Here is a 17,238-nt window from a genome sequence, read left to right as displayed (position 1 = left end):
CTACTTCAGCTCCATCAGGACGGCAGCCTTGTTCACCTGGGCGCCCTCCTCGGCGGCCAAGCCGGTGACCGTGCCGGCCTTGTGCGCCTTGACCGGGTTCTCCATCTTCATGGCCTCCAGGACCACCAGGACGTCGCCCTCTTCGACGGTGTCGCCCTCGCTCACGTTGCACTTGATCACGGTGCCCTGCATCGGCGCGGCCACGGCATCGCCGGAGACGGCCGCCTTCGTGCCGCTGGAGCGGCGCTTCTTCGGGCGCTTGCGCTGCGCCCCGCCGAGCAGCAGGGAAGAAGGCAGCGCGACCTCGATGCGGCGGCCGTTGATCTCCACAGCGAAGGTGCGGGCGTCATCCGTTTCGGTGTCGGTCTCGGTATCTGCGTCGGCGGCGGGCAGATCGTTGACCCACTCCTCCTCGATCCAGCGGGTGTAGACGCCGAAGGACTCGCCGTCGCCGACAAAGGCCGGGTCGTCCACGATCGCGCGGTGGAAGGGGAGCACGGTGGGCAGGCCCTTGACCACGTACTCGTCGAGCGCGCGGCGTGCGCGCTGCAGGGCCTCCTCGCGGGTCTCGCCGTAGACGATCAGTTTGGCCAGCATGGAGTCGAACTGGCCGCCGACCACCGAGCCGGCGCGCACGCCGGAGTCGACGCGCACGCCCGGGCCGGCCGGCTCGGCGTACTCGGCGACGGTGCCCGGTGCCGGCATGAAGTTCGCCGCGGCGTCCTCGCCGTTGATGCGGAACTCGATCGCGTGGCCGCGCGGGGCGGGGTCGGCGTCAAAACGCAGCTTCTCGCCGCGGGCGATGCGGAACTGCTCGCGCACCAGGTCGACGCCGGTGGTGGCCTCAGTGACGGGGTGCTCCACCTGCAGGCGCGTGTTGACCTCCAAAAACGAGATGAGCCCGTCCGAGCCGACGAGGTACTCCACGGTGCCGGCACCAAAGTAGCCGGCCTCGCGGCAGATCGCCTTCGCCGAGGTGTGGATGCGCTCGCGCTGCTCGTCGGTCAAAAATGGGGCAGGGGCCTCCTCGACCAGCTTCTGGAAGCGGCGCTGCAGCGAGCAGTCGCGCGTGCCCATCACCACGACGTTGCCGTGCTGGTCGGCGAGCACCTGGGCCTCCACGTGGCGGGCCTTATCCAGATAGCGCTCAACGAAGCACTCGCCGCGGCCGAAGGCGGCGGTGGCCTCGCGGGTGGCGGATTCGAACAGCTCCGGGATCTCCTCGCGGGTGTAGGCGACCTTCATGCCGCGCCCGCCGCCGCCGAAGGCTGCCTTGATGGCCACCGGCAGGCCGTGCTCGTCAGCGAACGCAAGGACCTCCTCGGCGCTGGCCACGGGGTCCTTCGTGCCCGGCGCCATCGGGGCGTCGGCCGCCTCGGCGATGTGACGGGCGGTGACCTTGTCGCCGAGCGCGGCGATCGCGGCAGGCGAGGGGCCGATCCAGGTCAGGCCGGCGTCGATGACGCGCTGGGCGAAGTCGGCGTTTTCGGACAGGAAGCCGTAGCCGGGGTGGATGGCGTCCGCGCCGGACTTCGCCGCGGCGTCGAGAAGCTTGTCCATGTCCAGGTAGGACTCCGCCGCCGTGGCACCGCCGAGGGCGAAAGCCTCGTCGGCGAGCGCGACGAAGGGGGCATCCTTGTCCGGCTCCGCGTAGACGGCAACGGAGGCGATGCCCGCGTCTTTCGCCGCGCGGATCACGCGGACGGCAATCTCGCCGCGGTTGGCCACCAGCACCTTCGTCAGCGAGTGGCTCAAGTTCTCGGCGACAGCGGTAGAAGCGTCGTTTGAAGTAGGCACGAAAACATCCCGTCTTTCTTGCAAGCGATTAGTGATGCCAAACTATATCGGTTCTCGATGCCCAATGTTACAACTCGCCGGTAGATCCCAGCGAGTTCTCACACTTTGGGCGCATGAAAAAACGTCGCGGAGGCGGGCGGCCAACGCGACGTCGAAAAGCGGGCTAGGCGCCCGGGCCCTGCTCAACGGGCACGCGCACCATGTTGCCCCACTCGGCCCACGAGCCGTCGTAGAGCGAAATGTTGCTAAAGCCCAGGATGTGGTTGAGCACGTACCAGGTGTGCGCGGAGCTCTCGCCGAGCTGGCAGTACACGACAGTTTCGGCGTCCGGGTCGAAGTCCTCGTAGATCGCCTTGATATCCGACAGGTCTTTAAACAGCGCGTTGGGGAACAGGGAGCGGCCCCACGTGACGTTTACCGCGCCCGGGATGTGGCCCTGGCGGAGCGTGGACGGCGACTTGCCGGGGGCGCGGTCCGTGGGCTCTTCGGCGGTGCCGTCGTACTGGTCGGCCGGGCGGGCGTCGATGAGCTGGGTGGGGGTGTGCTGCAACAGGTCGGTGGCGAAGGTGCGGTACGGCTTGTCCTGGCGCTCAACCGCGGGGTACTCGGTGGCGGGGTACTCGGGCACGGCAAACGAGGTGTCGCGCTCCTCGCCCATCCACGCGTCGCGGCCGCCGTCGAGCAGGCGCACGTCGGGGTGGCCGAACAGCTCGAAGACCCAGGCGGTGTAGGCGGCCCACCAGTTGGACCTGTCGCCGTAGACGACGACCGTGTCGTCGCGGGAGATGCCGCGCTCGCTCATCAGCTTGGCAAAGGCCTCGCCGTCGATGAAGTCGCGGGTGACCGGGTCATTGAGGTCGCGGTGCCAGTCGATGCGCACCGCGCCCGGGATGTGCCCGATGTCGTAGAGGTAGGCATCCTCGTCGCTCTCCACCACGCGCAGCCCCGGCTTGCCCAGGCGCGCGGATAGCCACGCCGCGGAGACGAACTTCTCCGGGTGCGCGAAGTCTTTGAACTTCGGGTGATCGTCGAGCTCAATAGCCATGGTTGCTCCCCTTCATGTGCGTGCTTACCGACGCTCACACGTCGGTTTTCCCCGCCCAACCCTACAGAAATTCCGCCGGCTGCGAGGCAAAACACTCGCGCGGGGTTGGTGTGGCATCGGCGTACGCAGGGGGAGTGCCGCGGGTGTGAACTTGCCCACTTGGGGCCGTCTCGCGGAGAGAATCCTCATTGCTGCCCTTAAAATTTGATGGGTAAGAGCTGACTGGCCACTGGAGCAACACCGGGCCATGAGAGAAAGGGCTACCCCGTGCACAAAGCAATCGTAGTTTTCGAGGTCGAGGGCGGATCTGACAAGTACTTTGACGGTCACCGCAAAGACACCATGCCCATTGTCAACGCCATCAAGGACGCCGGCTGGCATGCCGAGGTGGTCTACTACCGCCCCGAGTGGAGCGAGGACATCTACACCTACGTCAGCGAGAACTTCGACGGCTACATCTCGCGCGTCAACCCCGGCAACATCCCGGGCGGCGAGCAGGGCTACTTCCAGCTGCTGACCAGCCTGTCGGTCGCCGGCCTGGTCGGCATGTCCACCCCGGGCGAGATGATGGCATACGGCGCCAAGGACGCCCTGGTCAAGCTCAACGACACCGACCTGGTGCCGGCTGATACCGCCGCCTACTACGATGTGGAGACCTTCCACAAGACCTTCCCGACCTCGCTGTCCTACGGCGAGCGCGTGCTGAAGCAGAACCGCGGCTCCACCGGCTCCGGCATCTGGCGCGTGCGCCTCGACGATGAGGAGGCCGCCGCCAACGTCGAGCCGGGCACCGCGCTGCCGCTGGACACCAAGCTGCGCTGCACCGAGGCCGTGGACAACCACACCGAGGTCCGCCAGCTGGGCGAATTCATGGACTTCTGCGACCAGTACATCGTGGGCGACAACGGCATGCTCGTCGATATGCGGTTTATGCCGCGCATCACCGAGGGCGAAATCCGCATCCTGCTCGTCGGCCCGCACCCCGTCTTCGTGGTGCACAAGAAGCCGGCCGAGGGCGGCGACGCGTTCTCCGCGACCCTGTTCTCCGGCGCGAAGTACACCTACAACAAGCCGGAGGAGTGGCAGGAACTCATCGACATGTTCGCCGAGGCCCGCCCGGTCATCGCGGAGAAGCTCGGCGGCGACAACATCCCGCTGATCTGGACCGCGGACTTCATGCTTGCCGACGACGACGAGACCGGCGAGGACACCTACGTGCTCGGCGAGATCAACTGCTCGTGTGTCGGCTTCACCTCGGAGCTGGACATGGGCATCCAGGAGATGGTGGCCAAGGAGGCCATCAGCCGAATTGAGAAGAAGTTCGCTTAGGCACGGCTAGTCGTACGTGCCGAGCAGGTAGCTGATGGGGTAGTCCCAGCTCTCGTGGAACTTCGCGGCGTCACCGGCAACGGCGGTAATCGCACCGCCGGTGGCGCGAAGTTCCGCGGAGTAGTGGTTGACGTAGCCGTCTGCGGTGTACTGGCCGCGCTCCGACCATTCGATCGCGGCGCCGCCGCCGTCGAGCGGTGTGATGTTGTCGATCCGGCCGAAGAGTTTCATCTCTCCGGCCGGTTCGCCGTTGATGTAGAGCGCCAGCCCGTCGGCGACTGAGGCTGCGGTGCCAGCGCGGTGGTGCTCGTCGCCAAGCGAGCCGCGGAAGACGATCCAGCTCAGGGGCGCGCACGGGTCGTAGGCGTTGTCGATGTCCTCGATCCAGTAGTTGTAGTCGCTGCCGTCGTCGGCGGGCATGCGCCCGGGCGCGGAGCCGGAGGGATAGGCCTCGCGGGGGTCCTTCGGCAGCTGCGCGCACGCGTCGGTGGTGTCGGGCTGGGCCGGCGGCGCGGCGTCGTCCTCCGGCGGCGGTGCTTCCACCACGGTGGTTTGCGTAACGGTCACGGAAGGTGGGGCGGCGGGCTCGGTGCTGCAGGCGGCGAGCGGCAAAAGTGCCGCGAGGGCGGCGGCCGGAACGATGCGTCGCATGGCTGTTTAGAGGAGTTCGTCGACGCTGGCCGGGTCGGCGTCGGAAAGCATTTGGCGGCAGCGGTCGTACTCGGCGTCGTCGCCGATCGCCTTCGAGGTAAGCGCGAGCATCGCGATGGCCTTGAGCACCGGCAGGTTCGCCTCGTGCGAGGCCGGGACAGGGCCCCAGCCCTTCCAGCCGTTGGCTCGCAGGCGGTCGAGCGAGCGGTGGTAGCCGGTGCGCGCGTACGCGTAGGCGACAAGCACGTCGCCGCTGTCGAGCTCTGCCTCGGCGCGGGCGGCCCACACGGCAGGCGAGTCCGGGTGCGCGAGCGCGGTCTCGCGGTCGAGGAGGTCCTTGCCCTTCGCCGGATCGTCGGGCAGGTGCAGGGGCGGGGGTGCGAGCATGTCGTTGATTTCCATGGCGCCAGGCTAGCAGTTTGCGCTTTTCGACGTGCCGGCGTTCACATTGTGCTTTACAGTGGTTCGCAACCTCAAGCGAAGGAGTCGCAAATGGCTAGCCCACTCTATGTTGCGAAGACTGGAACGTACGAAGAGTTCTGCGAGGTCTTCGACGCGGAAGAAAACGACGTGACCGACATGCTGTTCGCAGCACTGACCAACGATGACCCCGAGGCGCGCGCGAATATCTGCAACGACATGTTGGACCGCGGAGCGGATGCGGCCCGCACGGAATACGGGCAAAACGCGCTGACCATTCTGCTTGGTCGGCACCGCCATCTCGGCGCGGGTGACGGGACGCTGGTCAAAAGGCTTGTTCAGGGCGGCGCGGACGTGAATTTCCGCGAGCGCCGTGGGGATGTGCCCGTGCAGATGGCCATCAAGATCCGAGTGGATGATGACGAGCAGCGCCGCGGGCTCTACGAGGCGCTCTTCGGCGCAGAGGAGCTCGATTTGAGTGCGCCGTCGAATGTGCACAACCCGGTCAATACCATCGGCGGGTGGCTGCGCATGAACGTGGATGGGCGTCCCGGCAAGCTGGATGTGCTCGACGAGTTCCTCCAGGCTCGCGGGTACTAGTCCCAGAAGTCGGAGGCGTTGAGCCCGAAGCGGTAGAGGCAGCGGCGCAGCAGCGGCATGGACAGGCCGATGACGCTGGTGGGGTCGCCGTCGATGGAGTCGATGAACCAGCTGCCGAGCGCCTCGAGCGTGAACGCGCCTGCGCACTCGAGCGGCTGGCCGGAGTCGGCGTAGGCGGCGATGTCTGCGTCCGAGACGTCGCCGAAGCGGATCGCGGTTGCAACGGTGTCCACGACCCACTCGCCCTTGTGGGCCACGGCGTGGCCGGTGAGCAGGTGTGCCTCCTTGCCGCGCTGGGCCCTCCAGCGCTCGATGGTGCGCTCGCGGGTGTGGGGTTTGCCAAGCAGTTTGCCGTCGAGAAGCAGCATCGAGTCGCAGCCGACGACCACGTCGGAAGGGAAGTCGTCCGCGACGGTGGCGGCCTTCGCCTGGGCGAGCTTTTCGACGACCACACGCGGCTTCGCCTCGCCGAGTTCGGCGATGATGGCGTCCTCGTCGATATGGGCGGGGCGGAGGACGGGGGTGATGCCGCCCTGTTCGAGCAGCATGCGGCGCGAGGGCGACTGGGAGGCGAGGACGAGACGCATCGGTCTTAGAAGTAGGTGACGTTGGCGAAGGCGTGCGGGTTAAACACCACGTGCTGGTGTTGCGGCAGGGTGGGCGCGCCCCAGCGGTTGCGGTCCGCGGGCTGCTGCTTCGCCTTGGCGGCGGCCTGCATGTCGGCGAGGACCGAGGTGAGGGCCGCGAGTTCCTCCTCGGTGGGGTTGCCCTTGGTGACGGTGAATAGCGTGGCAGTTGGTGCGGTCATGGTGCTCCTTCCGGCGAGAAAGTAGTTAGTGTAGCAAAAGTGTAGCGGCTACAGCGGAATGTTGCCGTGCTTCTTCTGCGCCGGGTAGGCCACCTTGCGCTCCAACAGGCGTAGGCCTTCGAGGACGTGGTGGCGGGTTGCCGAGGGTGGGATGACCGCGTCGACCAGGCCGCGCTCCGTCGCCACATACGGGTTGATGTTTTCCGCGGCGTAGGCCTCGGCGTCGACGTCGAGGTGGGAGGCGGCGGTGGGGGCGTCGGCAAGCGCGATCTGCGCGGTCGGCCACGCGAACACCAGGTCAGCGCCCAGGCCCTTGGAGCCGAGCACGGTGTAGGCGGTGCCGAGCGCCTTGCGGGTGATCACGGTGATGGTGCCGACCTGGGCCTCGGCGAACGCGTAGGCGAGGGCGGCGGCGCCGGAAGAGGCACCGGCGCGCTCCTCGTCCTCGGAGGGCACGAAGCCGGGGGAGTCCACGAACTGCACGATGGGCAGGTTGAAGGCGTCGCAGGTGCGGATGAAACGGGCGGCCTTGCGCGCGCCCGCCGCGGTCAGGCAGCCGGCGAGCACGCTCGGCTGCGTTGCGACAATACCGACGGCACGGCCGTTGACGTGCGCAAAGCCGGTGAGCACGTTGCTGGCGTGGGCGGCACCGAGCTCGAAGAAGTCGCCGTCGGTGACCGCGGCGATGATGTCGGCGACCTCGTAGGGCTGCGCGTCGTCGTCCGGGATGATCGCGTCGAGGTCCGTCTCGGAGGTGGCGGCGTCCGTGCCGAGCGGGGAGGCCGCCTGGTTGTTCAGCGGCAGGTAGCCCACGATGCGCTGGACCGCGTCGAGCGCGCCCGCCATATCGGCTGCGGCGACCTGGGCCAGGCCGGTCTCGGTCGCGTGGACGCCCACGCCACCGAGCGCTTCGGCCGTGGTCGGGGTGCCGGAGACCTCGCCGACGATGTCGGTGTCCGCCAGGTGCAGGCTCGCGCCCTCGACCATCACGGTGACGTCGGCAAGCGGCACTGTGGTCGCCGCAAGGGTTGCTACGTCGCCGGCGATCAGCGCGATCTGCGGCACCAGCCCGGAGGCCTGGGTCGCGGCGCGCAGCAATTTCGCCTGCATGTGCGCGGTGACGATGCCCTCCTGCCAGCGCGGGCCCGCCGAGTCGTAGATGCCCACGATCGGCACACCGGTCTTGGTGGCCAGCTCATACAGCTTGAGCATCTTCTCGGCGTAGACCTCGCCTACGGCACCGTCGAAGATCTCGGGGTCTTGGCTGAAGATGCAGACCCGGCGGCCGTCGATAAGCCCATAGCCTGTGATGACGCCATCGGTGGCGGGCTTGGTGCGGTCCATTTTGTAGGCCTCGACGCGGTGGCGCGCCAGTGCGTCGGTCTCAACGAAGGAGCCGTCGTCGAGGAGCGCTTCCACCCGCGCGCGGGCGGTCATCGTGCCTTCGGTCGGCGCCTCCGTGCGCTCGGCGGCAGGGGTGCGCGCCTCGTCGAGACGGTTCCGCAGATCCTGGATGCGGCCCGCAGTGGTCTTCAAATCGGGTTTTGCAGTCTTCTCGCCCATAAGCCTTCAGTCTATGCCCCTATCTGTTGTGCAACAAAGATGAAACCACAGACCCTATCGTCCGATCGGGCACGGGTGTTTCGGGGGCGTTGCTACGCGTCCCGCTCGTGCACCACGACTTGCGGTCCCTCTGCGCTCGCGAAGATGAGCTCGAGGCGGATCACCTTTCGCCCAAGCGCCTCCTCGAGGAACGTGGCGTAGATGTCGAGCTGCAGAAAGTAGCTGGTCACCGTCTGCGGCGTAGCGGTGACGTCGGTCTTCCAGTCAGCGATGACCCAGCTGTCGCCGTCCTTGTACAGCAGGTCGATGTAGCCGTTGACCGCGGTGCCGCCGACAGTGCCGATGACGGGGACCTCCCGGTGCGACTCCGTTTCAAGACTGCGCGTGTACGGGGCGGACTGCGCGAAGCAGTCAGCGACGCGCGCCACCTCCTTCGCCGCCCCGTCCGGCAGTTCGTAGAGCGAGGTGACGGTGGCCGCGATCTGCTCGAGTTCGCCGCCTGCGGGCAGATGCTCCATCACGTCGTGGACGGCGGAGCCGAATTCGGTTCCCGCGTTATCGCGGAACAGCCCGGTAGTGATCTGGCGCGCCGGGTAGCCTGCGCGTGCCACCTGCTCGTTGAGGGATGCGCGCAGGCGGGTGCCGGTCAGGCGCGTGTGCCGTGGGGTGTCGTCGGTTTGATCGGCGGCGTGCGCGATGGCGGTCACCCCCATGCGCTGGGTGATACCGGTTGCCTCAGCGAGTGCTGCCGCGTTGGTGCTGAATCGTTCGGCGGCAGGTGCGCCGGGGGTGGCGTTTGGGGCTGCGGGTGCGGCGGTGGCGTCGAAGCCGGGCAGCTCCTCGCGGGTGATGGGGGCGTACTGGGTGGAGTCGTCGATAACCGCGGCGAGCTTCGCGCCACGCTGCGCCTTGGCGTAGTCGCGCGGCCCGCCCTTCTTCCGGGGATTATTCTTCTTCAGCTGCAGCGGGATGGCCAGGACGGACTTGGCGCGCGTCATGGCGACATAGAGCAGGCGGGTCAGTTCGTTGGCGTCGGCTTCGTCGTCGAAGGCCTTGGCCAAAAGGTAGTCGGGGGTCTGGGCGTCCTTGAGTTTGAACTGCGCGGTGCGGTTTTCGCGGGAGAAAGCCCGGACGGCGCGGCTGCCCGTGGTGTGCCCGGACATGCCGGCGGCGATGACCATGGGGAACTCGCGGCCCTTGGACTTGTGGATCGTCATGAAGCGGACAGCGTCGGTGCCGGTGTCGAGGAGCGGCTCGGTCACACCCTGGTTGGTCTCAGCTTGGGCGTCGGACCAGCGGACAAATTCGCGCAGGCCCAGCCCGGTGGCAGCGGAGAAGCGGTCGGCCAGCGCGAGCAGCGTCTCCACGCGCGGGAGGTGGTCTGGGTGGCCGCTGGCGGCGTAGGCCTCCGCGAGCCCGAATTCGGAAACGACGCTGCGCACCATGCTTGCCGCGTCGACGCGCAGCGCCTCCCCGGCTAGTCGTCGCAGTTGTGCCTCGGCCTCCACAACGCGCGTTGCGGTCGGATCCTGCTGCGCCCAGCGCGCGATCTCCGCGTCCGAGCACGCCACTAGCGCGGTGCGCAGGGCGGCAACCCGGGTGAAGTCGTCGGCCGGGTCGGCGATTGCGCGCAGCACGGTGAACAGGTCGTTGAGTTCCGGGGTGGCAAACAGCGCCCCGGAGCCTTCGGAGACCCAGGGGATGGCGGCGCTATCAAGCACCTGCATCAGGCGCAGCGCATCGTTGTGCGTGGGTACGACGATGGCGATGTCGGAGTAGCGCATGGGCGCGCCAGCATGAGCGCCGCTGTGGTGGACGAAGCGGGGATCCACCCCTGCAACCGCCGCACGGATGAGCGCGACGACGTCCGCGGCCTCGCGCTCGCGCAGCTCGGCGGGTGTGAGGTCCTGCGCGTCCGGATCCTGCAGGACGATGAACGCACCCTCGCGGCCGTCGGTTGCGTCCTGGGGGAGCATGGGCACGTAGTGGGCTTGGGCGGGGCCGTTGGTGGAGGCCGCGTGGGCGTCGAAAAGCTGCCCGTAGAGCTCGTTGACGGCGGCGACGACGGCTTGCGAGGAGCGGAAGTTGCGCGAGAGCTGCTTGACGCCGTGGTCGGCGTCGCGGGCGGCGGCGCTGGTGCGAGCGGCGACGTAGGTGTCGATGTCGGCGTTGCGGAACTTGTAGATCGACTGCTTCGGGTCGCCGACCATGAACAGGCGGCCGGGCTGCGGGGTATCGTGTGGGCCGCGGGCGATCGCGGTGACGATGTCGAGCTGCGCAGGGTCGGTGTCCTGGAACTCGTCGACGAAGATGACGCGGTACTGCTCGTGCAGCTTCGCGCGCACCTCGTCGTTGTCTACGAGTTTTTGCGTCAGGTAGATCATGTCGTGGAACTCGAGCACACCGGTGCGGCAGCGGGCGTCGGCGGCTTCGCGCACAAGCGCTGCGAGCACGGGGGCGATTGTCGACGTCGCCGCGTACCCGGCGTAGAGCCCAAACGCCTCGAGTTGCGCGAGGAAGGCCTTGTACTCATCCTTGGCCTGCTTGGCTTCCGGCTTGCTGCCGCCGGTGTTGCCCGGTTTGCCGAGCTTGAGCTCGGCGAGGGAGCTGGCCGCGTCGAGCTCGGCCAGCCGATCGTCGAAGAACGCGAGGAGCTTGTCGGAAACGCCAGAGGTGTGGGCGCGGTCGCGAATCAGGCGCAGCTCTTTGTGCAGGCTGGCGCGGAGCTCGTCTTCCGACGGGGCCTCGAAGGCGGGCGCGGCGATGGTGGCGTCGAGCTCGCCCCAGTGCGCATCCATCCACTCAGCCAGTTCCTGTATGTGCTGGAAGGTCACGCCCTCGCCTAGGAGGAACTGCAGTTGGGCAAGGAATTCGGCTGCGGTGATGTCCGTCGGCAGGGCGTCGATAGCTGCTGCGGCTTCCTCGTTGCCCTCGAACAGCGCGGTGATGGTCTCAATGATCGCCTCGCTGTGCTGGGCGGGGGAGAAGTAGGCGGCGAGGTCGTCGACGCCGTCGACCTTGGGCGGAAGGCCCGCCTCGAGCGGGTACTGCTTGAGCACGCGCAGACAGAAGGAGTGCAGCGTGCCGAGCGCCGCGCCGGGCAGCCCCTCGAGCGCTTGGGTGGCGCGGGTTTTCGCCAGCGCGGCGTCGGGGAAGGTGCGGGGCGCTCCGTTGCCGAGCGTGTACTCGCCAGTGTCGCAGACTTGGATGAGTGCGCGGCGCAAACGGGCGGTGAGCTCCGCGGCGGCGGCCTCGTTGAAAGTGATGGCGGCGATCTCGTCGATGCGCACGCCGTGCTCGATGATGAGCGTGAGTAGGCGCTGGATGAGCATGACGGTTTTGCCGGAGCCGGCGCCTGCCTCGACGAAGCAGGAAAGGCCGACCTGGTTCTGGATGAATTCGCGGTTGGCTTCGTCCTCGGCGAGGCGGTCGGCGAACTGTGCGGTAGTCATTTTCGGTGTTCCTCTCGCGGGCTAAGCGTCGGCGGGCTCGGTGGGTTCTGTGTACTCAGTGGTCAGCGGCTGGTCGAAGTCCAACGGCGGGAGGATGGCGGTCAGCGCGTTGTAGTTGGACACGCCGAGGCGGAGGCGTTCGTCGCTCGCCCAGCGCTCCGGGATGGCGTGCGGCGGGAACGCGCCGCGCTGGATGTGTCGGTAGACGTTGCCTAGGTTTGTTTGCAGCGTCGCGACCGCGCCGTCGTCGACGGTGATGTTTACGTGCGAATCCTTCGGGTCGCGGAAGAACCAGTAGCGCGCCTGCACTCCGGCGATGTCCCAGGGCCACACGCCGGGCCCGCCGGGGAAGAGCTCGGTCGGATCTCCGGTGGCGGCGAGGGTGCGCACGATGTAGCCGTACAGGGCGAGCTGGAAGTAGTAGTGCGGTGCGCCGTCTTTGACCTGCCCGGTCGGCGTCTCTTGGCCCACGTACGAATCCGTCGTCTTGCCCTTGCCCGACTTGTAGTCGGTCACGCGCAGGGTGACGGCACCGTCTTCTACCTTGTAGTCCACGCGGTCGGCGTAGCCCTTGACAGGAAGTTCCACGCCGAGCTCGGGCAGCGGAAGCGACGCGGCGGGTTCGTCCTCGGTGTTGCCGAAGGCGAACTCGGTCGCCAGTGGGGTCCACCCGTCCTCGGCTTCGCCTCGTTCGGCCTTCAGCCAGGTGCGCACGTCGACAAGCGCCTGCTCGGCGAAAGTTTCCCACACCAGCGGGTTGACCTGGTCGGTGCGGCGCGCGGCGAGCTCCTCGCTGAGGATGCGCTCGAGCGCGGCGCGGGCCTTACCGTCCCAGTCCAGGTCGGCGTAGCGCGCGGGGCGTGCGGGGTTGTCCAGCCACACTTCGTTGGTCCAGCGCTCGAACACGGCGTGCAGGATGGTGCCGGTATCTGCGGCGGCGACTTCCATCTCCGCCGCGTCGTCGGCCAGCACCCAGTTGCCGGTGACACGCTCGATGAAAAACGCCAGCGGAGACCTAGTAAAGCCCTCCAGTGCGGAGCTGGAGATCGGTTTTGTCAGCGTGCGCAGGCCAACATCGGAGCCGATAAAACCGGTGAACTCGCCGGCCTCGCCAGCTTGTCGCGCCCGCATGATCTGTGCGTAGCGCGCCGCCCGCTCGCTCGGGGTACCTGCCAGCGCGTTCGCCAGCGCAAGCTGCGCGTGACTGGTGGGCGTGCGCTCGCCGCTCGCGAGCGCCGGGTGCAGCGCGTTGATGGGCACCTCCTCACCGTCGAGCCAGGTCGAGGGCTCGGTCAGCCCGCTGCCGGCAATGCCGGATCGGGCCCGCGTGAGCACAATGCTTCTCGACGCCTCAAGCGCCGCCGCAAGCGTGACCCGCCTCCTGGCCAGAAACTGCTCCGGGGTGGTCTGCTGCTGCGCCTGCGTCAGCGTCGCACTTGGGTGCAGCGTGCCCGGAAGCGCCGCGTCGGTGGTGCCGGTGATGAAGGCGAGCTGGAGGTTGCGCCCGTCCAGGCTTTCCAGCGGGCCGACCGTGAGCACGCCCGTGGTGGTGGCGCGCGCCGGGCGGGCGGCAAAGGTGCTGGCGATCTCGAGTGCGCGCTCGCGATTTGGCGTGCCCTGCTGGGCGGCGAGCTGCTCGCACAGGGGGTCGAGGAAGGAGGCCAGCTGGGACTGGTCGGAGAGTACTGCGCCTGCCACGTCTTGGAACGCGTCGGCGAATGTCTCCCAGCTCTTCGTTTCCCAGAGTGGGGTGAGCACCTCGCGCAGGCCTACAACCCAGCGGGCGGCGGTGATGCTGCGCTCGGGGACACGCTCCCGATCCGGGGTAGCGTCCTCGGTCTGGCGCGCGGCCGTGGCAAGGACTGCGTCCCAGTCGCGGCCGGTCAGCGCGGTGCCGAGGCGGTCGCGCGCACCGGCGTCAAAGGCGCGTAGGCCGGGGGAGTCTTTAACCTCCCCGGTGGAGAGCAGCTCCACGAGCTGGTGGCGGTGCATCTCCTCGGGGCGCAGCGTGAGTAGAGCGCGTAGCGCGCGAAACACGTTGTGCTGCGCCCACACTTCGCGCGCGGGCGCGTGGTAGGGGACGCCCGCCTCATCGAGCGCGTGGGTGAGGAAGGGCAGCTCCGCGTCCTCGCAGTAGGCCACCGCGATGGCGTGTAGTGGAGTGCCGTCCGCGACGGCGTCGAGGATGCGGCCGGTGACGTAAGCCGCCTCGTCCGGCTCGGAGATCAGCGAGATGCGTTCGGTGTGCTCGCGCAGGTCCGGTAGTTCCACGGGTGTGGCATCCGGGAACTGGGCGAGCGCCCACTCGGTGCGGGCGTCGTGGGCACACGCGCCCACGGTGACAAGCGCCCCACGGTGGGAGGCGGCGGCCGCGTCTACTGCGTCCGGGAAGGTGAAGTGGGTGTCGTGAAAGTGCGCGTCGGCACGCTCGGCGAGCTGCGCCACGATCTCGGGCAGCTTTGCCCCGCCGTGCTGCGTGCGCCATTCGGCGGGGCTGTTGAGGAGTGCGAACAGGGCATCCGTCAGCGCCTCGTGCGTGGCTGCGGAGGTGTGTAGCTGCGCTTCATGGAAGGGCGTTGGCGTCGCACCCTCGGCAAGCACGCCGGCGACGAAGGCGGCGACGTCGCTGCGTTGCAGCAGCGTGCGGGACTCCTGGTCGCGGGCGGCGCGGGCAAGCAGCATATCGAGTGTGACCACGTCGACCCCAAGCCGCGGCCCGCCGGTGGCGATGGTTGCGACCACGTCGTCGAAGGCGGGCGTGGGGCACAGCACGGTGACCGGGGCGAGCGGGTCGCCGGCTTGGGCGGTGTCGACGGCAGAGAGTAGCGCGGTGGCGTAGGGGGAGGGCGTCATGTGACCAACCCTATCGGGGCGGGGGTGGGTGAGAGTCGAAACCGCCGGGGTATGCGTCCATACAAGTGCCTGCTTGCCGACGCTACGCAGCGCCCAAGCACTACACTGCAGCCCATGATGCGGATGGTTGCGTTTGCCCCGGTCATCTATTCGGCGGGCAAAGTTTTCGACAACCTCCGTACTAGACGGCTTGCTACTGAGGAGTTCTTGTCTAACGGCAGCACCGACGGAATCACCTCGCGGGCCGACCTGCAGCTGCTCCAAGATCTCCAGGACGCTGCACGAATTACGCTGTGCGCGAAACACGACCGGCAGCCAGTGACCGCCGAGCTTGTGTGCGCACTCAATGCCGCGATGACGCGCTCTGCGGCGCTGCACCCGGGACAACTGCGCCGAGCAGAGCAGCGCATCGGTGTGCGCACGGCCTACGGCGACCACATGCCTCCGGCGCTCACGATGGAAAAGCTGCGGGCGCTTGTGGAGGACAGCGAGACTGAGTCCTTTGAGCCCGACTCAATGCTTGTGCAGGCAACGTTACTCTTCGTTCGCTTGGCTAAGGCGCAGCCCTTCGAGGACGGCAACAAGCGCACCGCGATCCTGGCGGCCAACGCCTTACTCCCCGAAGACACTGTGTTGGTCGTGCCGCACGACGCAGAAGCAAGCGGCGAGATCGAGTCCGCGTTCCACGATCTGCTCGCTCGCGCCTACATCTACGGCGACGACCGCGCGGCAATCCACGCGGTCGTCGAATTCATGCTGGCCCACCAGCCTGCGGGGGAGTAGCCAAGCGCTAGTTCATCGAAACCAGGATCTTGACCTCTTGCGGGTTCCGCAGTGCGTTGAACCCGTCCTCAACAACGTTCTCCGCCTTGATCTTGGACGTGATGAACGGTGAAAGATCGACTTTTCCGTCCTGCACAAGCTTGATCACCTTGGAGTGATCGTTGCAGTAGCCGATGGAAGAACCCATGACACGTTCCTTCATCGTGAGATCCCCCATGACATCCATGGAGTAGGGGTGCACGTGGATGGCCAGGACCTCAACCCGGCCCGCCGGGCGTGTCGCATGAATGAGGTCGTGAAGGACCTGGGGAACGCCCGCCGCGTCGAAAGACACGGAGACCAATTCACCGTCAGTGAGTTCGGCAACCTTTTCGTGGAGGTCTTCTTCGAGCGGGTTCACCACGTGGTCTGCGACTCCGGCTTCGAGTGCCTTGTCACGACGCGCGCCAGACGGTTCCGAAATGATGACGTTCATCCCATACGCCTTGAGGACTGCGCCGGTGAGCAGACCGATGGGTCCTGCGCCGCCGACGAGCGCCCACTCACCCTGGTGGTCGGTATTGGCGTAGCCAGCGTGGGCGATGCCGTGGTGTGCCACTGCGAGCGGCTCGATGAGCGCGGCCTGGTCGAGGGGAATGCTGCCGGTGGGGTGCACCCAACGCTCTTCCACAACGATGCGCTCTGCCAGGCCGCCGCCGCGGCCGGAAATACCGATGAACCCCATCTGGTCGCACAGGTGGTAGTCGCCGCGCTTACAGGAGGGGCAAGTGCCGTCAACCATGAAAGGCTCAACAACGACGTGGTCACCGACATTGAGTTCAGTGACGTCCGGGCCGACCTCTTCAACAACGCCGGAAAACTCGTGGCCCATCACCACAGGCAGCGTTTCGCCGGAGATGGGATGGGGCTGTTCCTCGGATGGGGCAGGAGGCATAGGCCCGTCGAAGTAGAGGTGGACATCCGAGCCGCAGATGCCTGTGTAGGCAGGAGCGATTTTGACGGTGCCTGGGCGTACCTCGGGCTCTGCAATGTCGTCGATTCGGAGGTCTTCTTTGCCGTAGTAACGAACTGCTTTCATGCCGAATCCTTTCGGTGCGTGTGGCCACGATTCTACGCGTGGCGATCAGGCTTAGGAGTCGGCACAAAAACGACCTTTGAACGCAGGACTTCGAAACATACCTAGTCTCCGTAGCTCGCGAGGTAGCGGATCTTCGGCGTGATCTCTACACGCCCCTTGCCCTCGCGGTGGCGCTTCATAATGAGCTTGGCTGCGGCGATCTGCCCGGCGTTCGGGGGCACATTAGTCTTTGGGACGTAAGTCTCCTTATTAGGGGTACGGTGCTTCTCCATGTATTTCACCTGCTCTCGGAGTCCCAACTCTTGGTAATTTCTTTGATTAAAGAATCGACAAGGTCATTTTCATTATCGCCTAGGAAGGGCGCGTCATCAAGGGCATCGATGGCAGCGACTCCGATAGCGACAACTTCTGGATCTTTTGATGCGCAAAGGTCCGTCGCCCAGCGCAGATTAGAGTGCCATTCTTTAAATAAATCTTGTTTTCGCGTGTTCTCAAGTGTTTTCATGACTCCGTAAAAAGCCACCGCCGCTGGAATTGAAGGCCCTAACACTTTGGCACCGAGGTTGAGGACAGCCTCTCGTGTCGCTGGATCTTTGACGACTAATGCAGCGTAAAACAGCCCTGCGAACAGGAACAAAATGATGATAAGAAAATCTTTGACCCAGGTTGAGCCCGGATCTGCATTACCCCCACCACGTTTCATGCCTATGAACGGTAACAGACAATCGTAGCGGGCGGATTTGCGAAAGGCTTTTCGGGGCCAACACACACCAACGGGGTGGGCCGGGGAAGTGGCCCACCCCGCTGACGTCTGCAGCAGGTATATCTCCTGCAAGTCTGGGTGGCGTTACCGGCGGCG

At 66.6% G+C, this 17,238-nt stretch carries 14 protein-coding genes; 3 read left to right on the top strand and 11 right to left on the bottom strand.

Going from position 1 to position 17,238, the window contains the following annotated elements:
• Both M3G14_RS04135 and M3G14_RS04130 read right to left on the bottom strand, forming a co-directional pair.
• Positions 1-1,797 (bottom strand): acetyl/propionyl/methylcrotonyl-CoA carboxylase subunit alpha, encoded by a 1,797-nt coding sequence (locus M3G14_RS04135; protein WP_311201348.1) that lies wholly within the window; start codon positions 1,795-1,797, stop codon positions 1-3.
• A 163-nt stretch (positions 1,798-1,960) separates the two neighbouring features.
• Positions 1,961-2,842 carry a sulfurtransferase gene (locus M3G14_RS04130; RefSeq protein ID WP_259924840.1) on the bottom strand — a complete coding sequence of 294 codons (882 nt, stop codon included), beginning with the start codon at positions 2,840-2,842 and terminating at the stop codon, positions 1,961-1,963.
• A gap of 267 nt (positions 2,843-3,109) precedes the next feature.
• Between M3G14_RS04130 and M3G14_RS04125 the strand changes: the two genes are divergently transcribed.
• Positions 3,110-4,171, top strand: a complete 1,062-nt coding sequence (locus M3G14_RS04125) for a Cj0069 family protein (RefSeq protein ID WP_259924839.1) — start codon at positions 3,110-3,112, stop codon at positions 4,169-4,171.
• A gap of 6 nt (positions 4,172-4,177) precedes the next feature.
• Here M3G14_RS04125 and M3G14_RS04120 read toward each other — a convergent pair whose 3' ends face one another.
• Positions 4,178-4,822: a hypothetical protein gene (locus tag M3G14_RS04120; protein ID WP_259924838.1), complete on the bottom strand. Its 645-nt coding sequence runs from the start codon at positions 4,820-4,822 to the stop codon at positions 4,178-4,180.
• A 6-nt stretch (positions 4,823-4,828) separates the two neighbouring features.
• A complete protein-coding gene (locus M3G14_RS04115) occupies positions 4,829-5,224 on the bottom strand; it encodes a DUF3151 domain-containing protein (RefSeq protein ID WP_259924837.1) in 396 nt (131 codons plus the stop codon).
• Positions 5,225-5,314: 90 nt separating this feature from the next.
• Here M3G14_RS04115 and M3G14_RS04110 point away from each other — a divergent pair, with 90 nt between their 5' ends.
• Positions 5,315-5,842, top strand: coding sequence for a hypothetical protein (locus M3G14_RS04110; RefSeq protein ID WP_259924836.1), 528 nt, complete (start codon positions 5,315-5,317; stop codon positions 5,840-5,842).
• Here M3G14_RS04110 and M3G14_RS04105 read toward each other — a convergent pair.
• From M3G14_RS04105 to M3G14_RS04085, 5 genes are all read right to left on the bottom strand, one after another.
• Positions 5,839-6,429 carry a nucleoside triphosphate pyrophosphatase gene (locus M3G14_RS04105; protein WP_259924835.1) on the bottom strand — a complete coding sequence of 197 codons (591 nt, stop codon included), beginning with the start codon at positions 6,427-6,429 and terminating at the stop codon, positions 5,839-5,841. The two genes, M3G14_RS04110 and M3G14_RS04105, sit on opposite strands and share 4 nt — an antisense overlap.
• A 5-nt stretch (positions 6,430-6,434) precedes the next feature.
• Entirely contained in the window at positions 6,435-6,650 is a 216-nt protein-coding gene (locus M3G14_RS04100; RefSeq protein WP_259924834.1) for an acyl-CoA carboxylase subunit epsilon, read from the bottom strand.
• A 48-nt stretch (positions 6,651-6,698) separates the two neighbouring features.
• Positions 6,699-8,213 carry an acyl-CoA carboxylase subunit beta gene (locus tag M3G14_RS04095; protein ID WP_259924833.1) on the bottom strand — a complete coding sequence of 505 codons (1,515 nt, stop codon included), beginning with the start codon at positions 8,211-8,213 and terminating at the stop codon, positions 6,699-6,701.
• 92 nt (positions 8,214-8,305) lie between these two features.
• Entirely contained in the window at positions 8,306-11,665 is a 3,360-nt protein-coding gene (locus M3G14_RS04090; RefSeq protein WP_259924832.1) for an exodeoxyribonuclease V subunit beta, read from the bottom strand.
• Between the two features lie 21 nt (positions 11,666-11,686).
• Complete coding sequence (locus M3G14_RS04085; RefSeq protein WP_259924830.1) at positions 11,687-14,518, bottom strand: PD-(D/E)XK nuclease family protein; 2,832 nt, start codon at positions 14,516-14,518, stop codon at positions 11,687-11,689.
• A 114-nt stretch (positions 14,519-14,632) separates the two neighbouring features.
• On the opposite strand from M3G14_RS04085, the gene M3G14_RS04080 reads away from it, so the two are divergent.
• Positions 14,633-15,301, top strand: coding sequence for a Fic family protein (locus M3G14_RS04080; RefSeq protein WP_259924829.1), 669 nt, complete (start codon positions 14,633-14,635; stop codon positions 15,299-15,301).
• Between the two features lie 7 nt (positions 15,302-15,308).
• On the opposite strand, the gene M3G14_RS04075 is transcribed toward M3G14_RS04080, so the two are convergent.
• Both M3G14_RS04075 and M3G14_RS04070 read right to left on the bottom strand, forming a co-directional pair.
• Entirely contained in the window at positions 15,309-16,379 is a 1,071-nt protein-coding gene (locus M3G14_RS04075) for a 2,3-butanediol dehydrogenase (protein ID WP_259924828.1), read from the bottom strand.
• A 277-nt stretch (positions 16,380-16,656) separates the two neighbouring features.
• Positions 16,657-17,082, bottom strand: a complete 426-nt coding sequence (locus M3G14_RS04070; RefSeq protein ID WP_259924827.1) for a hypothetical protein — start codon at positions 17,080-17,082, stop codon at positions 16,657-16,659.
• Between the last annotated feature and the right edge of the window lie 156 nt (positions 17,083-17,238).

The sequence above is a fragment of the Corynebacterium sp. p3-SID1056 genome, assembly GCF_025152525.1.
Taxonomy (GTDB): Bacteria; Actinomycetota; Actinomycetes; order Mycobacteriales; family Mycobacteriaceae; genus Corynebacterium.
This window is presented reverse-complemented; position numbering and strand designations above follow the sequence as displayed.